This window comes from Mycobacteroides franklinii (genome assembly GCF_002013895.1).
Lineage (GTDB): Bacteria > Actinomycetota > Actinomycetes > Mycobacteriales > Mycobacteriaceae > Mycobacterium > Mycobacterium franklinii.
In genome coordinates this window covers 44,229-62,685 of sequence record NZ_MAFQ01000020.1, presented here as the reverse complement: position 1 = coordinate 62,685, position 18,457 = coordinate 44,229, and the positions used below count along the sequence as shown (strand labels likewise).

Below are 18,457 nucleotides of genomic sequence, written 5' to 3'. Positions count from 1 at the left end.
CCGATCTGAGCGATTAGGCTCAGCGCATGCTCGTCGCAAAATCGATCCTCTTGTTCGCCGCGGCCGCGGTCCTGGAAATCGGTGGCGCCTGGCTGGTGTGGCAGGGAGTGCGCGAGCATCGCGGCTGGACCTGGGTGGGGCTCGGTGTCCTAGCGCTGGGTGCTTACGGATTCATCGCCACTCTGCAGCCCGACGCCCATTTCGGTCGGATCTTGGCCGCCTACGGCGGGGTGTTCGTGGCCGGATCCCTGCTCTGGGGCATAGCGCTGGACGGATTCCGTCCGGACCGGTGGGATGTCATCGGTGCACTGGTCTGCCTGGCCGGCGTCGGAGTCATCATGTACATGCCCCGGGCGACATGAGCAGCGATCAGCCCGGGTCGCTGCGGCGAGAACTGGGTACCTTCGACGCCGTCATGGTCGGGTTGGGCTCGATGATCGGCGCCGGCATCTTCGCCGCCCTGGCGCCGGCCGCTCAGTCCGCCGGTTCGGCGCTGCTCATCGGCCTGTGCGTCGCCGCCGTGATCGCCTACTGCAATGCGACATCGTCGGCACGACTGGCCGCGGTGTACCCAGCCTCCGGCGGTACGTACGTCTATGGCCGCAAACGTCTCGGCGACTTCTGGGGATACCTTGCCGGTTGGGGGTTCGTGGTCGGCAAGACAGCCTCCTGCGCGGCCATGGCATTGACGGTTGGTTTCTACGCCTGGCCGGCACATGCGCACGCCGTCGCGGTGGCGGCGGTGGTGGCGCTGACCGCGATCAACTATGCGGGAGTTCAGAAGTCGGCGTGGCTGACGCGTGTGATCGTGGCGATCGTGTTGTCGGTGTTGGCCGCGCTTGTCGTCACGGTATTCGGCTCCGGCCGTATCGATGCCGCGGCGCTCGATGTCACCGACGCCTCCCTCACCGGCGTGCTGCAGGCCGCAGGTCTGCTGTTCTTCGCCTTCGCCGGGTATGCCCGCATCGCGACCTTGGGTGAGGAAGTCCGCGAACCCGCACGCACCATCCCCCGGGCCATCCCGATCGCCTTGGGCATCACGCTGGTCGTGTATGCCGTGGTGGCCGTAGCGGTCTTGACCTCACTGGGGCCGTCCCGGCTGGCGGCCTCTGCGGCTCCGCTGCTCGATACCGTCGCCGCCGTGGGTGCGCGGTGGATGGAACCGGTGGTGCGGATCGGCGCCGTCGTCGCCGCGACGGGCTCGCTGCTGGCACTCATCCTCGGGGTGTCACGCACCACCTTCGCCATGGCCCGTGACCGCCACCTGCCTCACGCCCTGGCGGCAGTGCACCCCCGGAACGGAGTGCCGTACCGCGCGGAACTCCTTGTCGGTCTGGTGGTTTCGGTACTGACGGCCACCGTGGACCTGCGCGGAGCGATCGGATTCTCCTCCTTCGCGGTATTGGTGTACTACGCGGTGGCCAACGCGGCGGCGTGGACGCTCTCCCCTGCCGAGGGACGCCCCCCGCGCATCGTTCCGGTGCTCGGCCTGATCGGGTGCGTGGTGATTGCCCTTGCCTTGCCGCCGTCGTCGGTGCTCAGCGGCGTCGCGGTACTCGCCGTGGGCATCGCCGTCTATGCGCTGCGTCGTATCAGTGACCCGGGTATGCGTGAATGAGAGCGGTATCGAGCTTGGGAACCGCGTGAGTGAGCTCGTGTTCGGCGACATGAGCAATGCGATGTGCGTCGACGAGACTCACCTCCGGATCGATATCGAGTTCGGCGTCCGCATGAAGCCGATGTCCGATCCACCGCAACCGCACGCTGCGCACCGCCCGCACGCCCGGCTGCGCAGCCAACGCCGCCTCGGCGGCGTCCACTAGTGCCGGGTCTACCCCATCCATCAGCCGCCGGAACACATCGCGCACCGCGGTGCGAAGCACCGCGAGAATCGCGACGGTGATCACAAGTCCGATGATGGGGTCGGCCAACGGATATCCCAGTGCGACACCGCGCGCTCCTAGCACCACCGCCAGCGAAGTGAATCCGTCTGTCCGCGCGTGAAGGCCGTCGGCGATCAGTGCAGCCGAGCCAATTTGGCGGCCCACGCGGATCCGGTAGAGGGCCACAAGTTCGTTCCCGATGAAGCCAACGACGCCCGCCGCGGCCACCCAGCCCAATTGGCTGATCTGCACGGGATGAACAAGACGCAGCACCGCCTCGTAGCCCGCCACCACTGCCGATAGCGCGATCATCGATACGACGAACAGTCCCGCCAAGTCCTCGGCACGCCCGAATCCGTAGGTGTATCGCCTTGTCGCGGCGCGTGTTCCCAGGGCAAAGGCGATCCAGAGTGGAACCGCGGTGAGCGCATCGGAGAAGTTGTGGATCGTGTCGGCTGCGAGCGCTACCGATCCGGAAACCACCACGATGGCCACCTGAAACGCGGCCGTCACCAGCAGTGCCACAAGACTGATCTTCACCGCACGGGTACCCGCAGCACTGGAGCTCAACGCGTCGTCGATGCTATCGGCAGCGTCATGGCTGTGCGGGGACACGATCTCCGCGAGCATTCCCTTTAGCCCCGCCCCGTGGTGATGGTCGTGGTCATGATGGTCGTGGTCATGGTCGTGATGCACGGCTGCGTTGCGCGTGTGACTCATTGTGCACCAATACCTTTCATGGGTCGCAGCGTTGCCTCCGAGCGATGATGCGCCGGGATCCCCGGGCCCGCATGCTCGGCGTTGTACACCGCATCGGTCACCAGCTGCTCGACGTGCTCGTTCTCCAGGCTGTAGTAGACGGTGGTGCCGTCACGGCGTGTCCGCACCAGCCGCGCCATTCGCAACTTGGCCAAGTGCTGTGACACCGAAGACGCCGGCTTGCCGACCAGATCGGCCAGCTCATTGACCGACAGTTCACCGCCGGTGAGCGCCCACAACACCCGAACACGGGTGGCATCGGCCAGCATTCGGAACACCTCGACCACCAACCCGGCCTGTTCGTCGCCCAGCGGCGACCTATCCGCCTGTCCCATCGCGGACGCTCCTCTACGTATCTGCATTGATACGTAGATAATAGACCACGGTGGCGTCTAGCGCTCGCAGCAGCCGCACTGGTCGTCGCCGGCCTCCACGGATTCCACGCCAAGCACTGGCGCACAGCATGATTCACCCTTCCAGGCGTTCACGCCTTCGCGTACCGCAATAACCGCGATGACCAAGGCCGCGATCGGGTCCGCCCAGGACCACCCGAACAGAGTGTTGACCAGCAGGCCCACCAGCAGCACCGCCGACAGATACGTGCACAGCAGCGTCTGCTTGGAGTCGGCCACAGCCGAGGCCGATCCCAACTCCCGGCCCGCTCGCCGCTGCGCCCAGGACAGTGCCGGCATGATCGCGAGACTCACCGCCGCCAGGATGATTCCGATGGTTGAATGCCTGGCCTCACCAAAACCGGCAAGGGAGCGGATCGACTCGACCGTGACGTACGCGGCCAAGGCAAAAAACGAGAACGCGATCACCCGAAGCGCTGTCTTCTCCCTGGCCTCCGGATCCCTTGCGCTGAATTGCCACGCCACCGCCGCAGCCGAAGACACCTCGATAACTGAATCCAGGCCGAAGCCGATGAGCGCCGTCGACGAGACGCGGGCACCCTCACTGAGGGCAACGACGGCCTCGACCACGTTGTAGGTGATGGTCGCCGCGACAAACAAACGAACCCTGCGGCTGAGCACCTCTCGCCGCTCTGGCGCGAGCACCATCAGCAGCACCCCTCATCGCTCACCGGGCAGCACGACGGATCCACCATCAGCACCAAGCCGACCAAATCATCCAAGGCCCGGCCAATCCGCTCGTCGGCCAGCTCGTAGCGCGTCCGCCGCCCCTCCGGAACGGCTACCACCAAGCCGCAACCGCGAAGACAGGCGAGGTGATTCGAGGTGATCTGGCGAGACACCGCAAGCTCGTCGGCGAGCTCGGAGGGGTACCCCGGCCGTGATCGCAGACTCAACAAGATCGCCACACGGGTCGGGTCCGACAGTGCGCAGCCGAACCGCGTCAGGGCATCGCGATGAACCAGCGTTTCCATAGATCCATATAGTACAGCAAATTCTGTATTCAGTTCCAGCTGTACTATGCCTAGGCGGGTACCTCGCCATGAGACACAGCGCGCGCCGTCTCCCCCGCCCGCAGGAAGCTCCCGGTTCGCTGCTTGCCCAGGATGCCGGTGGGCTGCCCATCAATCACGACCGCTCGGCCACCGATCAAGACGGTGCTGACTGTCGCATCGTTCCGGTTGACCATTCGCGACAGTCCTCCGTAGGCGGCAACCGAATGTTCCGCGTACTCGGTCAGCGTTCCGTCGAGCTTCTCCGGGTCGACAACGAAAAGATCTGCCCGATCACCGATTCGGAGATGCCCGGCATCGATCTGGTACCAGTCCGCGAGCTCTCCGGTAAGGCGGTGCACTGCCTGTTCGATGGTCATGAAGGGTTGTCCGGCTTGTTGCGCCTCACGCACGTGGCGCAGGAGCCGAAGTCCGAAGTTGTAGAAGGCCATGTTGCGCAGATGGGCGCCGGCATCGGAGAAACCGATCTGAATCCCGGGATCTTGCGCCAGTTGCTTGAGTACCTCTGGCCTGTGGTTGGAAATGGTGGTACGCCAACGGATTGCCGTGCCGTGTTCGAGCACCAGATCCAGGAAGGCGTCCACTGGGTGCAGGCCACCACGGTCCAGACCGACCTGCCCGAAGGACTTGCCGACCACCGACTGGTCCGGGCACTCAACAATCTCGGCATCGAAAAAGTCTCTGTGCCAAACCCGTACACCGAACTTGCTCTCATACTCCTTGCGAAACCTGCGCCGGTACTTCTCGTCGCGCAGCAGCTCATTGCGCTCAACTTCATTGCGCAGGTGCAGCGCAGCAGCACCCGCGCCGAACTCCTCGAAGATCACCAGGTCGATGCCGTCGGCGTAGACCTGGAACGGCACCGGCAGATGTTGCCAGCGGAAGTTGCCACCCAGCTTGTTGATAATGCGGGCAAGCGGGCCCATCGCCCGGATCGCATACGGATTGGCCTTGATGTCGGCGGCCGACAGTAGCGATGTTGACAACCGCTTACGCACGATGCCCAATGATTGGACGGCTTGCGACAGCACGTTCAACGGGTTTTCAATGTCTGGCCCTGACTGTAAGGCCCGGTTCCGTTGCCGTAACTGGGCTTTCAGCTTCCGCAGCTCGCAGGGTTTGGCGTAGGTGGAGGGCAGCGTCCGGGATCGACAGATCTCCCCGTCAAGCTTGTCGAACAGCAGCTGCTGAGATGACATACCGACGAATCCCGCATCCAGGGCCTCGGTAAGCCAGCGATCCATCTGTGCTTGTTCACCGGGCGTGGGCCGCTCGTCCTTACGGGTCGCGCGATCCAGCCCCATCACGGCGGCCCGCATATCCGAATGCCCCAGGAAGGTGGCGATATTGGGCCCCAGGGGTAGTGACTCCAGCGCGGCGATGTATTCACCTGCGTTGCTCCACGTCTTGTTCCGATCTACGGCGTCGATCACATGGTCCCGGGGTATCGCCTCTACCCTGCCGAAGATATCCCCCGCATCGATGCCGTTGACATGTATGACCGAGAGGGAACAGGAACCGAGCAGAACGGTCGTCACCCCGTGACGTACCGACTCCGACAACGCCGGTGCCGCCAACACCTCGACGTCGTAATGTGTGTGGATATCCACAAGTCCCGGCAGCACCCATTTTCCGCTGGCATCGATGACGTTCGGACAGTCTGTCTCGTCAAGGCATTCCGCCGAGATCACGGAGATGTGGCCGTCTTTGATACCGATGTTCCGGACGGCGGATGGGGCGCCCGTCCCATCGAACCATCGCCCATCTCGTACCACGGTGTCGAACTGGGCATCATTGCCGGAAACCATATTGATTCTCCTTGTCGTGCTGCTATTTCACGGGCGCAATGCGAAGCGCCGGAAGGACATAGCGCCGGAAGTGCCGACGCAAAGACGCCGGATCATCCGGGTCGATGCAGTTCCCGGGGACGCTGCCCAGGCTGATCATCACGCGCGCGATCCACTCGCTGGCTTCCTCGATGTCCGTGCGCGCGTGGATCTCCCCTGCGACGCGAGCCGCCTCGACATACGGCCGCCAGAACCCGGCCAGGTCGGGAACCAGCCCCTGGACGCCCGTGCCCGCGCAGGCCATGAATTCCTCGGGCTCACGCACCCGCATGCGCATCAACAGGGTGCCTGGATCGTCGTAGGCGCGCCGGCCGATCTTCACACCGGACACCAGCTGCTCTTCGAATCCCTCGATAGCCGCGAGCTCGGCCGCCGACTGGGCCCAGCTGACCTCGATCAGCCGGATGATCGTCGCACCCACCAGGGTCTGCTTGTCCGGGAAGTGGCGATACAACCAGGATCGGGAAACGCCCGCCCCCTCAGCCACGTCGGTCATAGTCGTTGCGCGAATACCCTTGTCGGCCAATAGTTTCTCGGTGGCATCCAACAGCCGTGCAGCCACTGAGTCACTATCGGGATCGGGCACTGCGCCTTCGTCGAACACCGCGGTCATGCCCTCAATCTAAACAAGGTGTGGACACATTTCAAGATCTGTGTACACTCCGAATGCACAGATCTTCAGAACTGTTCACAGGCGACCGCATCGTCGCGGCCGCACGCCAAGGAGTGCCATGACCCGACCCAATACCGCAATCATCGGCGCCGGTATCAGCGGACTCACATCCGCAAAAATGCTGTCCGACTATGGAATTCCGCACACCTGCTTCGAGACCTCGGACCGGATAGGCGGAAACTGGGCATTCGGCAATCCGAACGGGCATAGCAGCGCCTACCGTTCCCTGCATATCGATACCTCGCGGCATCAGCTCTCGTTCCGAGACTTCCCCATGCCCAACAGCTACCCCCACTTTCCGCATCACACGCTCATCAAGCAGTACCTCGAGGACTACGCGAGTGCCTTTGACCTGAAGAGCAACATCGAATTCCAGAATGGTGTCGTCCACGCCGAGCGACTACCGAACGGCGGCTGGGAGCTGCTGACACAGGCGGGCGAGCGACGGCTGTTCGATCTTCTCGTCGTGGCCAATGGACATCATTGGGACCCGCGATACCCCGACTTCCCCGGCACCTTCGCCGGCACCATTCTGCATTCGCATCACTACATCGACCCGCGCACTCCGCTGGATCTCATGGACAAACGAATCCTTGTGGTTGGGCTGGGTAATAGCGCGGCAGACATCGCGGTCGAGCTGTCTTCGCGGGCCACCGGAAACACCGTGACCCTATCCACCCGATCCGGGGCCTGGATTGTGCCCAAATACGTTGCCGGACAGCCCGCCGACAAGTACTTTCGCACCAGCCCACACCTCCCGATGTCCTGGCAGCGCAAGATTTTCCAGATGATGCAGCCGCTCATGTCCGGCCGCCCCGATCAACTGGGACTCCCGATGCCGAACCACAAGTTCGGGGAGGCGCACTTCACCCAGTCCGTTGAACTCCCACTACGCCTGGGTTCGGGTGACATCGTTCCCAAACCCGACATCAGCCGTCTCGACGGTGACACCGTACATTTCCAGGACGGCACATCCGCGGACTTCGACGTGATCATCTTCGCGACCGGATACAACATCACCTTCCCGTTCTTCGATCCGGAGTTCGTCAGCGCCCCCGACAATCGCATAGACCTGTACAAGCGGATGTTCAAACCAGGCCTTGATGACCTGATCTTCGTCGGTCTGGCACAGGCAGTTCCATCGTTGTTCCCGTTCGTAGAATGCCAGGCCCGCCTAGTGGGTGCCTTCGCGGCAGGCAAGTACCGGCTGCCGCCGGTCGACAAGATGCATCAGGTCATCGAGGCGGAACACCGCAAGTACACCGGGCACATGTTGGATCGCCCACGACACACCCAACAGCTGGACTACTTCCTCTACGAGCACGACATGAGAACTCAAGAGATCCCCCGCGGTTACGCGCGGGCGAGAGGTGCGGCATGAACCGACAGAACATCCGATTCAACAGCCATGGAATCGATTGCGATGCCTGGCTATACCGTGCGGATTCAGCTGAGGAGTCGGCCCCCGTCGTGGTGATGGCGCACGGAGTGGGCGGCACCAAGGACTCAGGACTGGCGCCATTCGCCGAGCGCCTGGCCGAGGCAGGCATGCACGCACTAGCATTCGATTATCGCGGCTTCGGCTCCTCCGACGGCTTTCCCCGGCAACACGTTTCATTCAGCCACCAAATCGGTGACTACCACGCCGCGATAAACATCGCCGCCCGGCTTCCCGGTATCGACCCCACGCGAATCGTCCTGTGGGGTGTATCCCTGGCCGGCGGACATGTGCTGGCAGTGGCGGGTTCGCGCAATGATGTGGCCGCCGTCGTCGCGGTGACACCACTGGTCGACGGCGTCGCCGCGGCACGGTCCGCGATCAGCGAGCACAGCGCCAGTTCCCTGCTGCGCTCTGCGGTGACCGGGATCTGCAGCCGGGTGGGCCGCGAGCAGCGCACGATCCCGATCGTCGGGCGTCCTGGCGAGCTTGCCGCGTTGACATCGGACGGGTACTACGAGGCACATTTGGCGATCGCTGGCCCCTCATGGCGCAATGAGATCGATGCGACGGTGGGCACTCAGCTCGCGTCCTATCGCCCTACCCGGCATGCCTACCGAATCAACTGCCCCACCCTGGTGCAGATTGCCGACTTCGATCGCGCCGCGCCGCCACACGCCGCAGCCAAGGCCGCCTTCAAGGCACGTGCCGAGGTGCGTCACTACCCTTGCGACCACTTCGGCGTGTACCAAGGCCAAGAATACTTCGACTCCGTCGTGTCTCATCAAATAAGCTTTTTGACGAGGCATCTGGGTGTCAGGGCAGCATCGCTGACCGAAGCAGTCCATGGCTGAAACCATTCAGCAGCTGGTCCTTGCCCGTGCCACCGACGACGGCGTCGCACTGGTCTACCGGGGCCAGAAGTGGACCTGGCGTGAGCATCTGTCCGAGGCCGCTTGTCAGGCGGCGGCTCTGATCCGGATCGCCGATCCGGATCGACCGCTACACGTCGGAACCCTGCTGGGCAATACGCCCGCGATGGCCTCGGCGATGACAGCGGCCGCGCAGGGGGGATACATCCTGTGTGCCATCAACAACACCCGGCGCGGTGAAGGATTGGCACGCGATATCCACAAGGCCGACGTGCAGATCCTGTTGGTGGACAACGAGCATCGTCCTCTGCTGGACGCCTTGGAGCTGCCCGACGTGACCGTGATCGCCGTGGACGGTACGGATTGGCATACACAGACCAGTACCGCCGGGGAGCTGCGGCCGTACCGCACCCCCCAACCCCTCGATCCCTTCATGATGATCTTCACCTCAGGTACCAGCGGGGACCCGAAAGCCGTTCTGGTGACGCACGCGACGGTACTCGTCGCAGCCCAATCGTTAGTGGCCAGGTTCGCCCTATCCCCCATCGACGTCTGTTATGTCTCGATGCCGCTGTTCCATTCGAATGCCGTTTTGGCGGGATGGGGTGTTGCCGTCGCAGCGGGAGCCGCACTGGCCCCGGCGAAATTCTCCGCGTCGCGCTTCCTGTCCGACATCCGGGAGGTAGGCGCCACCTACATGAACTACGTGGGCAAGCCGTTGGCCTATGTGCTGGCGACCGAGGAACGGGCGGACGACACGTGCAACCCGCTCCGGGTGGCGTTCGGGAACGAGGCCTCCGACCACGATATCGCCGAATTCGCACGACGATTCGATGTCACGGTGTACGACGGCTTCGGTTCGACCGAGAACGCGGTCATCATTACCCGGGAGGAGGGAACGCCGAGCGGATCCATCGGCAAGGGGTTCCCCGGTGTGGCGATCTACGACCCCGGCACGCTGAGCGAGTGCGCCGTAGCCCGGTTCTCTGCTGACGGCATGCTGGCCAACGCCGACGACGCGGTTGGCGAACTGGTGAATACCCAAGGAGCAGGGTTCTTTTCCGGGTACTACAACGACGAGGACGCCACCGGGGAACGCATGCGTCACGGCATGTACTGGTCCGGCGACCTGGCCTACCGGGACGCCGACGGCTGGATCTACCTTGCCGGGCGTACGGCAGATTGGATGCGGATCAATGGTGAAAACCTTGCCGCGGCACCCATCGAGCGGATCCTGCAGCGGCACCCCGCGGTGAGCCAGGCGGCGGTCTACGCAGTCCGCGATGGGCACAGCGGTGACGAGCTGATGGCCGCCCTGGTCCTACGGGCTCCGATGACACATCTAGATCTGACCGAATTTCTTTCAGCACAGCGGGACTTGCCGAGCATTAGCTGGCCGCGGTATATCCGCGTAGCGCAGAGCCTGCCCGCAACCGCGACCAACAAGGTCCTCAAACGCGCGCTGATTTCCGATGGTCTGGATGTCGGAGTTGACGAATTATGGCGCCGCGAAGAGCGCGGTGCGGAATATTTCTCTTTAGATTCGACCAGCTATTAGAAAGCCGCCCCGGGGCGCGTAATTGACACTCTGGATTCGTCGGATCGGTACGCTCACACGTCCGCGACGCCACCCGAATCGGCGGCATCCCCATTCCGATCATGACGGTGTCGCACTGCTATTTGCCTGTGCTGCTGCACGTCTCGTTGTACCCATCGTCACGTCGACCGGTCGCCGGTCCGGCGGATCATGCTGTTGCCAGAGTGACCAAAGTTGTTTGCGGAATCCTTGCACGCCTGCACTTACCACGATAGTATCGAACATATGTTCGACTTATTGGGTGATGGTGAGCTGATCGATGTGATCAGCTCTTCCCAGCGTGCCGAGGCTCAGGCGGCTTCGCGTCGACTCTCGGCGATCGGGGTGTTGGTGGATCGTCACGCCGACCCTGAGCGACAGGATCCGCGTGATCGGTTCGCGGTGGATCGTTGGGATGAGGTCGCCGCACAGGTGGCCGCTTCCCAGGGCATCACGCATGCGCTGGCCTCCCATCAGATGCGCTACGCCTATGTGCTGCGACACCGGTTACGGGCCGTAGCACGGCGATTCGCCGCCGGCGACATCGATTTTCGGACCGTCGCATTGATCATCGGACGCACTGAATTACTCGACGATGACGCTGTGGTCGCCGCCGTGGACGCGGCGATCGTCGAAGCGATGCCCCGCTGGGAACGCTGGTCGATCAAACGCCTCACGGCCGCCTTGGATGCTTTGGTATATCGCCACGACCCTGACGCGGTGCGCCGCACCAAAACCGCCACCGATGACCGGCACATCGAAATCCGGCCGCTGGATACCGGCGATCCGCTGGCCGAAATCTGGGGAGTGCTGCAGACCCCACACGCCGTCGCCCTGGATAAACGCCTCAACCAGCTAGTGGATACCGTGTGTGCCGCCGACCCGCGCACCACCACCCAGCGGCGCGCCGATGCCATCGGTGCCCTGACTCAGGGCCTGAACCAGATGCGTTGCACCTGTGCCGATCCCGACTGCACCGGACGCGGAGCCGCCGATACCCCAGTGATCGTGCATCTAGTGACCAACCACGACACTCTCGACGATGCCGAAAATCAGGAGCCCGCACAGGTATCCGGATTCGGGGTGATCAACAGCGTCCAGGCCCGCCACATCGCCGCGCAACCCGGCACCCGGATCCGCACCCTCAATCCTGAGGACACCGAGGGCTACCGCCCCACCCGCGCCCTGGACACCTATGTGCGCTGCCGTGATCAGTTGTGCCGCTTCCCTGGCTGTTCACAACCCGCCGACACCGCCGACCTCGACCACAGCATCCCCTACGCCGACGGCGGCCATACCACCGCGGGCAATCTGAAAGCGCTGTGCCGCAAGCATCATCTACTGAAGACCTTCTGCGGATGGCATGAGATCCAGGAGCCCGACGGCACCATCATCTGGAAAGCACCCACCGGCCACACCTATGTCACCACGCCCGCAGGCGGGCTGCTGTTCGCCAATCTCACCCGGGCACGCACCAGAAGCCAAGACCGCCAACAACGCCGACGCACCGAACGAGACCTCAATCGACACGAACGATTACAACGCCAAAGCGCACGGGCCGCCTACGCCAAGGCCAATCCACCGCCGTTCTAGGCAGGACTCAGCGACCTCAGGTGTCTTCCAGCATCCGGGGCCGGCAAGATCACCTCAGCACCCTGAACACCGGAGCGGGCGCATCGGGCTCTGGTACCGCCGACCTGGCGGGCACCGTCAGTAGACGCGTATGCCTGCCGAGTCGATGACGAAACCGCTTTCGCCTCTGCGGCATTCGAGTACCGAAGCCTGCGACAGGGAGCACTGCCCGCCACCCGCTGCGATCGCATTCCCGGCTTTCAGTGGTCGGCCGTACTTGCTGGCATCAAATGGTCGATCTGGTGGCCCGAAGATTCGAGCTTGTGTTGCCGACCATGTGGTCCACGATCCTTCTGGGGACACCATGGCGATGTTCATATCTGCGCCGGGACCATTGCTGGGGTCGAGGATGCAGACGATACTGTCGTCATTCAGCACGCAGTTGATGTTTGTAGACGTGTAGAACTGCTTATGTCCGCCCGTCGTGTTTGCATAATCAGTCGGGCCGACAGGTCCCGGGTCCGCGCAAGCCACACCCGGGCTGAGACCGCCGACCAGCGCGAGCATTCCCACTGCAGCAACAGCTTTGGCCCAGGCGCTTGAGCACGGCTTGTGGGGCAACGATCTAGCCTATCGTCAGTGAATGTATTTGTGAGACAACATGCCCCGATGCTGGAATCTGCCGCAGCGCTCAGGCGTCGCAATCTCCGTACAGATTGGCCACAGAGGTGACGGTTTCACTCATGACATGGCAGGCGCCTTCGCAGTTCTCGATCAACACCTGCAAATCGTCGAACTGTCGGGCGGCGAAGTAGTCCGCTGCTCGATTGATGGTGTCAGCTGTGTTCTGGGCCTCTACTTTGATCTCCGGGTCCGTGGTTTCTCGCGCGGCCTGGGCGATGATGGCCGCGCGACCGCGGAACCGCTTTACAACGGCGTCGGAGTCGTTTCCCGCGTGGTCGTTGGCTGCCGCCTGTTCCATCCGGCCCTTTGCCGCGATCACCGCATCACAGCGGCCAGGATCCGCTGTGGCGGGCGCTACCCCAACATGTAACAGCAGCGCGCATAAGGCCACCGCTATCACTACACGTGCACTACGCATCGTCACCCCCCATCAAGCGCCCAAATAGAGATTGCTGGGGGTAGCCTATCCGCCCTTCAAGAGCTTGTCCAGCTACCCACTCTATCGAGGAATAGTGCTTATCCAAAAGGTTACTGGCAATATATGAGCCCTGCAGCGACATCTGAACCCACTCGCCTGCCTCCCCTCTTTAGGTTGCCAAGTGACTGCATCCGCTAAATCAGATGTCGTCATGCGCAGGCGCCCGTGTTGTGCCAGCCCGAGGCACGGCAGGTCCGTGCGGATACGTCACATCAACTGCCTGCTGATATCTGCGAACCCCTAGATAAGCGATGCAGGCAACTTCGCTAGACTTCGCTACAACGAGTATGAAAGGTCGTGTAATAGGCATGCGCAGCCTGGCAACCACCGCTATCGTCATAGCCAGTCTTGGATTTTGTCCAACAGCCCTAGCAGATCCCATTCCGAACAGTGCCTGCGCCGCAGTTTACAGGTCTCTTCCACAGATAACTGAACTTACCGAGCGTATGCGACACGACAATGCTCTCTTGGCAGCTGCCCAACAACGTGGGACACCGGCTTTCGCGGAAGCAATCCGTGCCGCCCGGGACCGTGTCCAGCAGTTGTCAGATCTAATGGCGAGCACCGGCTCCCGTACCTCAGATGCCAGCCTGCGGGCCAAACTGCTTCGATACAGCGCTGCCGAGCAGGCACGCGCAGATCTGCTTAATGACCGCCTGTCTCAGGATCTTTCGCAGCCTTCATCCCCGGAATGGGATGAGCGAAAGGAGAAAATCCTCGCTGAGACAGAGGTTTCCAGTCGGGCTATCGATGAAGCCTGCCCTGGACAGTCATGAGACAGCGTAGATCGAATCCACTATCGACAGGCGCCGTCCAGAGCTGCCCACGTCGATTCGAGACGGTCAAACCCCGATTGAAGCTGGTTGTGGATCGACGCGGATGCCGGCTTCTCCAGATCGGAGGCAAGCCGCACATTGACCGCATCCCCATAGTCACTAGCAGCACTACTGACATTATCCGCCAATGACCGCACCCGCGGGTCAGTCATCCGATTAGCCATCCCCCGAAACAACCCGGCCAACTTGAAATAGACATCACGGTGGGCCACCAAACCATCAGCGAACTCGTCACGATCGCGAGCCCTGGCTGTCGAATCATTCGCTGCGGAATGCTCAGAGATGAACGTCTGACGATCCAACACAGACTCGTGATACACCGCGCAAGAGGCCGGATCAGCCCAGCCCGGACCCGCAGTCGCCAAAGCTGCAGTCAATAAAGCAATCCCGACAACACCTATTGCTCGATACACACAACACCCCCGTCCAACTCGTTCGCAAGATCTCTCAACGCTACACCTTGCGGTCGGGTCATCACTTTGCTGATCGCACGCATCGGATATCGCGATCTCAGCCCGCTGCGGCGCTTATGTGTGTCGACACGATCCCTAAAGCCTCATCACCGCTGCAGTATTTCCGGCCGCCATTCTCCCTGCGGAACGCGACGCGGTAATGGCCGTGCAACCCGGGAGGCCTACGCGCCTCTCGGATCACTCTGACCGGTCATCAGGCGGAATCGCGCAGCATGTTCGTAACATCGTTGTTCCAGTCAGCGACTTTCCAGTCGATACGGTCGCACGATGGCGTCCCCGGCAACATACGACACACCAGCCCCCGCCCCTGAGGAACAGGGGTACCACAAGGGGCTGAAAAACCGGCAAGTCCAAATGATCGGTATCGGGGGTGCTATCGGTACGGGGCTGTTCATGGGAGCCGGTGGCCGGTTGCACAGCGCAGGACCGGGCTTGTTCTTGGTTTATGCGGTCTGCGGCGTGTTCGTGTTCTTCATCCTGCGTGCGTTGGGCGAGCTGATCTTGCACCGGCCGTCCTCGGGGTCCTTCGTGTCGTACGCCCGCGAATTCCTCGGCGAGAAGGCGGCATACGTCGCGGGCTGGATGTATTTCTTCAACTGGGCCGCCACCGCCATCGTCGACGTCACAGCAATCGCCCTGTACATGCACTACTGGAGCGCCTTCAAGGCGATCCCTCAGTGGTCCATCGCACTCATTGCCTTGGTCATCGTGCTCACCATGAACACCATCAGCGTCAAACTGTTCGGTGAGATGGAATTCTGGGCGGCTCTGATCAAAGTGGTTGCCATCATGGGGTTCCTGGTCATCGGCACCGTTTTCCTGGCGGGCCGCTTCACGGTCGACGGAGCCAGCACAGGACCATCGGTGATCGCGGACAACGGCGGCCTGCTGCCCGCCGGTCTGATGGCCCTGGTCATCGTCACCTCGGGAGTCGTCTTCGCGTACTCCGCTGTCGAACTGGTCGGCATAGCCGCCGGCGAAACCGAGAACCCGGAAAAGGTGATGCCCCGGGCAATCAACTCAGTCGTGTTCCGGGTCGCGGTTTTCTATGTGGGTTCGCTCATCCTGTTGGCGCTGCTGCTGCCCTACGGAACCTACAAAGCCGGCGAGAGCCCCTTCGTCACCTTCTTCTCCCGGATAGGCGTGCCGTACGCGGGTGACGTGATGAACTTCGTGGTGCTCACGGCGGCACTGTCCAGCCTGAACGCAGGCCTATATAGCACCGGGCGAATTCTACGGTCCCTGGCGATGAATGGCAGTGCACCAAAAGTGTTGTCGCGTATGACCTCCGGCGGAGTGCCGTTCATGGGCATCGCCGTCACCGGCGCCCTCACACTTGTCGGCATATTCATGAACCTGGTCATTCCCGCCGAAGCCTTCGAAACCGCCCTCGATCTGGCGGCACTGGGGATCATCTCGTCGTGGACCACCATCGTGATCTGCCAAATCCAGCTGTACCGGTGGTCGCAGCGCCGCATCCTGCGGCGGGGCAATTTCCAGATGCCCGGAGCGCCGTACACCGGGTATCTGACGCTGGTCTTCCTGGCAGCCGTGGTGGTGCTGATGTGTTACGAGAACGCGTGGAACCTGATCGCGATCGCGATACTCATCCCTGTGCTCACCGGGGGGTGGTACCTCTGCCGTGGCCGCGTCCTTCAGCTCGCGCGCGAACGCATCGGATACACCGGCGCCTACCCGGTGATAGCGCACACTCCCATGCTCGACGACCCGCCTGGCGGACGGGACAGCTAGCAAAAACGATTGGGGCTACGCAGGTTTGGCGCGCGCTATCGCCTGATCCAAGCTGACGCGCCCCTTCCCAAGTTGCCGAAGTGAACGACCACTAGGGCACGCCAAGGCCAATCCACCGCGGTTCTAGGCAGGACTCAGCCGCCCCAGGTGTCTTCCAACATCCGGGGTTTGCAGGCCTGGAACGCGCCGATGCCCAGCACGGTGATCGCCACCAGCAGCAGGCCGAATGGCGCATACCAACCGCCACTCACATCGTGCAGCACACCGAACAGCAAGGGGCCCAGGCACGCAACCGCGTAACCAACGCCCTGAGTGAAGCCGGACAACGCCGCGGAACCAGCGGGAGTGCGCGTGCGCAGGTTCACCAGCGTCAGCCCCAACGGGAAGGTGGACGGTCCGAAGCCAAGCGCGATCACCCACACGGCGGTCGCGGTCATCGGCAGCCACAACAGCCCGGCGAATCCGATAAGGAAGCACACCAGGCACGCCGCCACCAGAGGGAACGGGTTGCGCATGCGGGCCGCCAAGGGCGGGATCGTCAGTGTGCCAACGAATCCCACCGCCGAGAATAGGGCCACCATCACACCGCCCAGCGCGGCGCTACCACCGGCCGAGCTCAAGATCGCCGGGATCCAGGTGAACATCGAATACGTCACCAACGACGTCATGCCGAACATGCCGGCCATGCCCCACGCCAATGGCGAACGCCAAACCTGACCCGTCACAGTCGAATCCGCATGGGGCTCGGCGGAGTGGTCGGACACGTCGTGGCCACGCCGAGCGATGACCACTCCGATCCACGGCAGCAGTGCGGCGACGGGGACAATGACCCACGCGGCGAGCGAGAACCGCCATCCGTAGGTGCCGGCAAGCGGAACGGCGGTAAGCGCGGGGACGGTGGTACCGACCTGCAGCACCGTCAAGTAGGCCGCGCTCATCAGCGCGACGCGATGCGAGAAGTACCGCTTGACCAACGGCGGGATCACCACATTGCCGATGCCCATGCCCAACAGCGCCAGGCAGGACAACACCAGCAGCCCGCCGGTTGTGGCCATCGCGGGCCGGGCCGCCATACCCACGGCCGTGGCGGCGACTGCGGCCAGCGTGGTGCGCTCCAGGCCGAATCGCTCGGTGAGCGCGGGCGTTACCAGCCCGGCGACGGCGAACATCGCCGTCGGCAGCATCCCGAAGACACCGATCACCGCGGATCCGAAACCGATCTCGTGCGATATCTGGGTCAGTAGCGGGCTCAGCGAGGTGACGGCCGAACGCAGGCACATCGCGAACAGCAGGATCGCGACCAACACCATCCAGCGCCCACGCCGTAGCGCAGCAGCCGAGATCGCGTGCGTTTCGTCTCGCAAGGTCGCGGTCACCGTTCATCCTCCTAAAGCAGCCCGGCAAATCATAGGATGAATGGATGAATGAGATCAAGGTGATTTCCACCGCGCGCTACGATGAGCCGTCATGCAGCCGGTTCGTCGCCAGACACTGATTGGTCAGGTCACCGAGCAACTCCGCGAGGAGATTCAGTCGGGACGCTGGGCCATCGGTGCCCGGATCCCCACCGAACCCGAATTGTGCGAGCTCACCGGGACCTCCCGCAACACAATTAGAGAAGCCGTCCAGGCGCTGGCCCATGCCGGCATGCTCGAACGACGCCAGGGTTCCGGCACCTACGTGCTCTCCGTCGGCGGCAGCGGTTCGGCCATCGCCGACTACTTCGCCGCCGCCAACGATCGCGATCTCATCGAGCTGCGACAGACCCTGGAAGTGACCGCCGCCGGCCTCGCCGCGCAGCGACGTGACGAAGACGACATCGAGCAGCTGCGGGCGCTGCTCCGGCGGCGCAACGAACTGTGGGCGCCCCGCGATGTCGCACCCCAGGATGTCGAGGAAGCCATCGCCACCGATATCGCCGTTCACCGTGCCGTGGTCGCCGCCAGCCACAATGCCCTTTACCTGGAGCTTTACGATTCGCTCCTGGGCTTGATGGACCACTACATGCGCGGCAATCCCATCGGCGCGGAATGTTCGTTCGAACACGAACACACCAGGCTCGTCGAGGGCGTCATCGCCGGAGAGATCGAGGCCGCCACGTCCGCCACCGAGCAGCTCTTCACCGAGCTGAGCCTGCGCCGGAATCAGCCCGGCGGAACTTTCCGCACCGCCGGGACGACTAGTTGAA

At 62.9% G+C, this 18,457-nt stretch carries 16 protein-coding genes and 1 pseudogene; 8 read left to right on the top strand and 9 right to left on the bottom strand.

What is annotated here, in order from left to right; genetic code table 11:
* The first annotated feature begins 26 nt into the window (after positions 1-26).
* Positions 27-362: a YnfA family protein gene (locus B4393_RS25370; RefSeq protein WP_078336481.1), complete on the top strand. Its 336-nt coding sequence runs from the start codon at positions 27-29 to the stop codon at positions 360-362.
* On the top strand, positions 359-1,618 hold the full coding sequence (locus tag B4393_RS25365; protein WP_078336479.1) for an APC family permease: 1,260 nt from the start codon (positions 359-361) through the stop codon (positions 1,616-1,618). Before B4393_RS25370 ends, B4393_RS25365 begins: the two co-directional genes overlap by 4 nt.
* Here B4393_RS25365 and B4393_RS25360 read toward each other — a convergent pair.
* From B4393_RS25360 to B4393_RS25335, 6 genes are read right to left on the bottom strand one after another with little or no spacing between them, the layout of a single operon-like run.
* On the bottom strand, positions 1,593-2,603 hold the full coding sequence (locus tag B4393_RS25360) for a cation diffusion facilitator family transporter (protein WP_078336478.1): 1,011 nt from the start codon (positions 2,601-2,603) through the stop codon (positions 1,593-1,595). The genes B4393_RS25365 and B4393_RS25360 overlap by 26 nt on opposite strands.
* The gene (locus tag B4393_RS25355) at positions 2,600-2,977 is read right to left on the bottom strand and encodes an ArsR/SmtB family transcription factor (RefSeq protein ID WP_078336477.1); all 378 of its coding nucleotides are present in this window, start codon (positions 2,975-2,977) and stop codon (positions 2,600-2,602) included. Before B4393_RS25355 ends, B4393_RS25360 begins: the two co-directional genes overlap by 4 nt.
* Before the next feature lie 57 nt (positions 2,978-3,034).
* A complete protein-coding gene (locus tag B4393_RS25350; RefSeq protein WP_078336504.1) occupies positions 3,035-3,703 on the bottom strand; it encodes a cation transporter in 669 nt (222 codons plus the stop codon).
* Positions 3,703-4,029, bottom strand: coding sequence for an ArsR/SmtB family transcription factor (locus B4393_RS25345; protein WP_078281333.1), 327 nt, complete (start codon positions 4,027-4,029; stop codon positions 3,703-3,705). Before B4393_RS25345 ends, B4393_RS25350 begins: the two co-directional genes overlap by 1 nt.
* A 50-nt stretch (positions 4,030-4,079) precedes the next feature.
* Positions 4,080-5,876, bottom strand: coding sequence for an N-acyl-D-amino-acid deacylase family protein (locus B4393_RS25340; RefSeq protein WP_078336475.1), 1,797 nt, complete (start codon positions 5,874-5,876; stop codon positions 4,080-4,082).
* Positions 5,877-5,898: 22 nt separating this feature from the next.
* Positions 5,899-6,528, bottom strand: coding sequence for a TetR/AcrR family transcriptional regulator (locus B4393_RS25335; RefSeq protein ID WP_078336474.1), 630 nt, complete (start codon positions 6,526-6,528; stop codon positions 5,899-5,901).
* A gap of 118 nt (positions 6,529-6,646) precedes the next feature.
* Here B4393_RS25335 and B4393_RS25330 point away from each other — a divergent pair, with 118 nt between their 5' ends.
* From B4393_RS25330 to B4393_RS25315, 4 genes are all read left to right on the top strand, one after another.
* Positions 6,647-7,969 carry a flavin-containing monooxygenase gene (locus tag B4393_RS25330; RefSeq protein ID WP_078336473.1) on the top strand — a complete coding sequence of 441 codons (1,323 nt, stop codon included), beginning with the start codon at positions 6,647-6,649 and terminating at the stop codon, positions 7,967-7,969.
* Entirely contained in the window at positions 7,966-8,880 is a 915-nt protein-coding gene (locus B4393_RS25325) for an alpha/beta hydrolase (protein WP_078336471.1), read from the top strand. Before B4393_RS25330 ends, B4393_RS25325 begins: the two co-directional genes overlap by 4 nt.
* Positions 8,873-10,456 (top strand): fatty-acid--CoA ligase FadD1, encoded by a 1,584-nt coding sequence (gene fadD1 / locus B4393_RS25320; protein ID WP_078336470.1) that lies wholly within the window; start codon positions 8,873-8,875, stop codon positions 10,454-10,456. Before B4393_RS25325 ends, fadD1 begins: the two co-directional genes overlap by 8 nt.
* Before the next feature lie 264 nt (positions 10,457-10,720).
* Complete coding sequence (locus B4393_RS25315; protein WP_078336469.1) at positions 10,721-12,067, top strand: HNH endonuclease signature motif containing protein; 1,347 nt, start codon at positions 10,721-10,723, stop codon at positions 12,065-12,067.
* Positions 12,068-12,184: 117 nt separating this feature from the next.
* Here B4393_RS25315 and B4393_RS25310 read toward each other — a convergent pair whose 3' ends face one another.
* Together B4393_RS25310 and B4393_RS25305 are read right to left on the bottom strand one after the other, a co-directional pair.
* Positions 12,185-12,619, bottom strand: a complete 435-nt coding sequence (locus B4393_RS25310; RefSeq protein ID WP_133052606.1) for a hypothetical protein — start codon at positions 12,617-12,619, stop codon at positions 12,185-12,187.
* 118 nt (positions 12,620-12,737) lie between these two features.
* Positions 12,738-13,049, bottom strand: a complete 312-nt coding sequence (locus tag B4393_RS25305; RefSeq protein WP_078336467.1) for a hypothetical protein — start codon at positions 13,047-13,049, stop codon at positions 12,738-12,740.
* Between the two features lie 1,735 nt (positions 13,050-14,784).
* On the opposite strand from B4393_RS25305, the gene B4393_RS25295 reads away from it, so the two are divergent.
* On the top strand, positions 14,785-16,269 hold the full coding sequence (locus B4393_RS25295) for an amino acid permease (RefSeq protein ID WP_078336464.1): 1,485 nt from the start codon (positions 14,785-14,787) through the stop codon (positions 16,267-16,269).
* A 134-nt stretch (positions 16,270-16,403) separates the two neighbouring features.
* On the opposite strand, the gene B4393_RS25290 is transcribed toward B4393_RS25295, so the two are convergent.
* Complete coding sequence (locus tag B4393_RS25290) at positions 16,404-17,645, bottom strand: MFS transporter (protein ID WP_078336463.1); 1,242 nt, start codon at positions 17,643-17,645, stop codon at positions 16,404-16,406.
* A 91-nt stretch (positions 17,646-17,736) separates the two neighbouring features.
* Between B4393_RS25290 and B4393_RS25285 the strand changes: the two are divergent.
* A pseudogene (locus B4393_RS25285) lies at positions 17,737-18,452 on the top strand (FadR/GntR family transcriptional regulator).
* Positions 18,453-18,457 lie beyond the last annotated feature (5 nt).

Coding starts and splice junctions, on each gene's coding strand:
- B4393_RS25370 (WP_078336481.1), top strand. CDS start 27: ATGCTCGTCGCAAAATCGATCCTCTTGTTCGCCGCGGCCGCGGTCCTG.
- B4393_RS25365 (WP_078336479.1), top strand. CDS start 359: ATGAGCAGCGATCAGCCCGGGTCGCTGCGGCGAGAACTGGGTACCTTC.
- B4393_RS25360 (WP_078336478.1), bottom strand. CDS start 2,603: ATGAGTCACACGCGCAACGCAGCCGTGCATCACGACCATGACCACGAC.
- B4393_RS25355 (WP_078336477.1), bottom strand. CDS start 2,977: ATGGGACAGGCGGATAGGTCGCCGCTGGGCGACGAACAGGCCGGGTTG.
- B4393_RS25350 (WP_078336504.1), bottom strand. CDS start 3,703: ATGGTGCTCGCGCCAGAGCGGCGAGAGGTGCTCAGCCGCAGGGTTCGT.
- B4393_RS25345 (WP_078281333.1), bottom strand. CDS start 4,029: ATGGAAACGCTGGTTCATCGCGATGCCCTGACGCGGTTCGGCTGCGCA.
- B4393_RS25340 (WP_078336475.1), bottom strand. CDS start 5,876: ATGGTTTCCGGCAATGATGCCCAGTTCGACACCGTGGTACGAGATGGG.
- B4393_RS25335 (WP_078336474.1), bottom strand. CDS start 6,528: ATGACCGCGGTGTTCGACGAAGGCGCAGTGCCCGATCCCGATAGTGAC.
- B4393_RS25330 (WP_078336473.1), top strand. CDS start 6,647: ATGACCCGACCCAATACCGCAATCATCGGCGCCGGTATCAGCGGACTC.
- B4393_RS25325 (WP_078336471.1), top strand. CDS start 7,966: ATGAACCGACAGAACATCCGATTCAACAGCCATGGAATCGATTGCGAT.
- fadD1 (WP_078336470.1), top strand. CDS start 8,873: ATGGCTGAAACCATTCAGCAGCTGGTCCTTGCCCGTGCCACCGACGAC.
- B4393_RS25315 (WP_078336469.1), top strand. CDS start 10,721: ATGTTCGACTTATTGGGTGATGGTGAGCTGATCGATGTGATCAGCTCT.
- B4393_RS25295 (WP_078336464.1), top strand. CDS start 14,785: ATGGCGTCCCCGGCAACATACGACACACCAGCCCCCGCCCCTGAGGAA.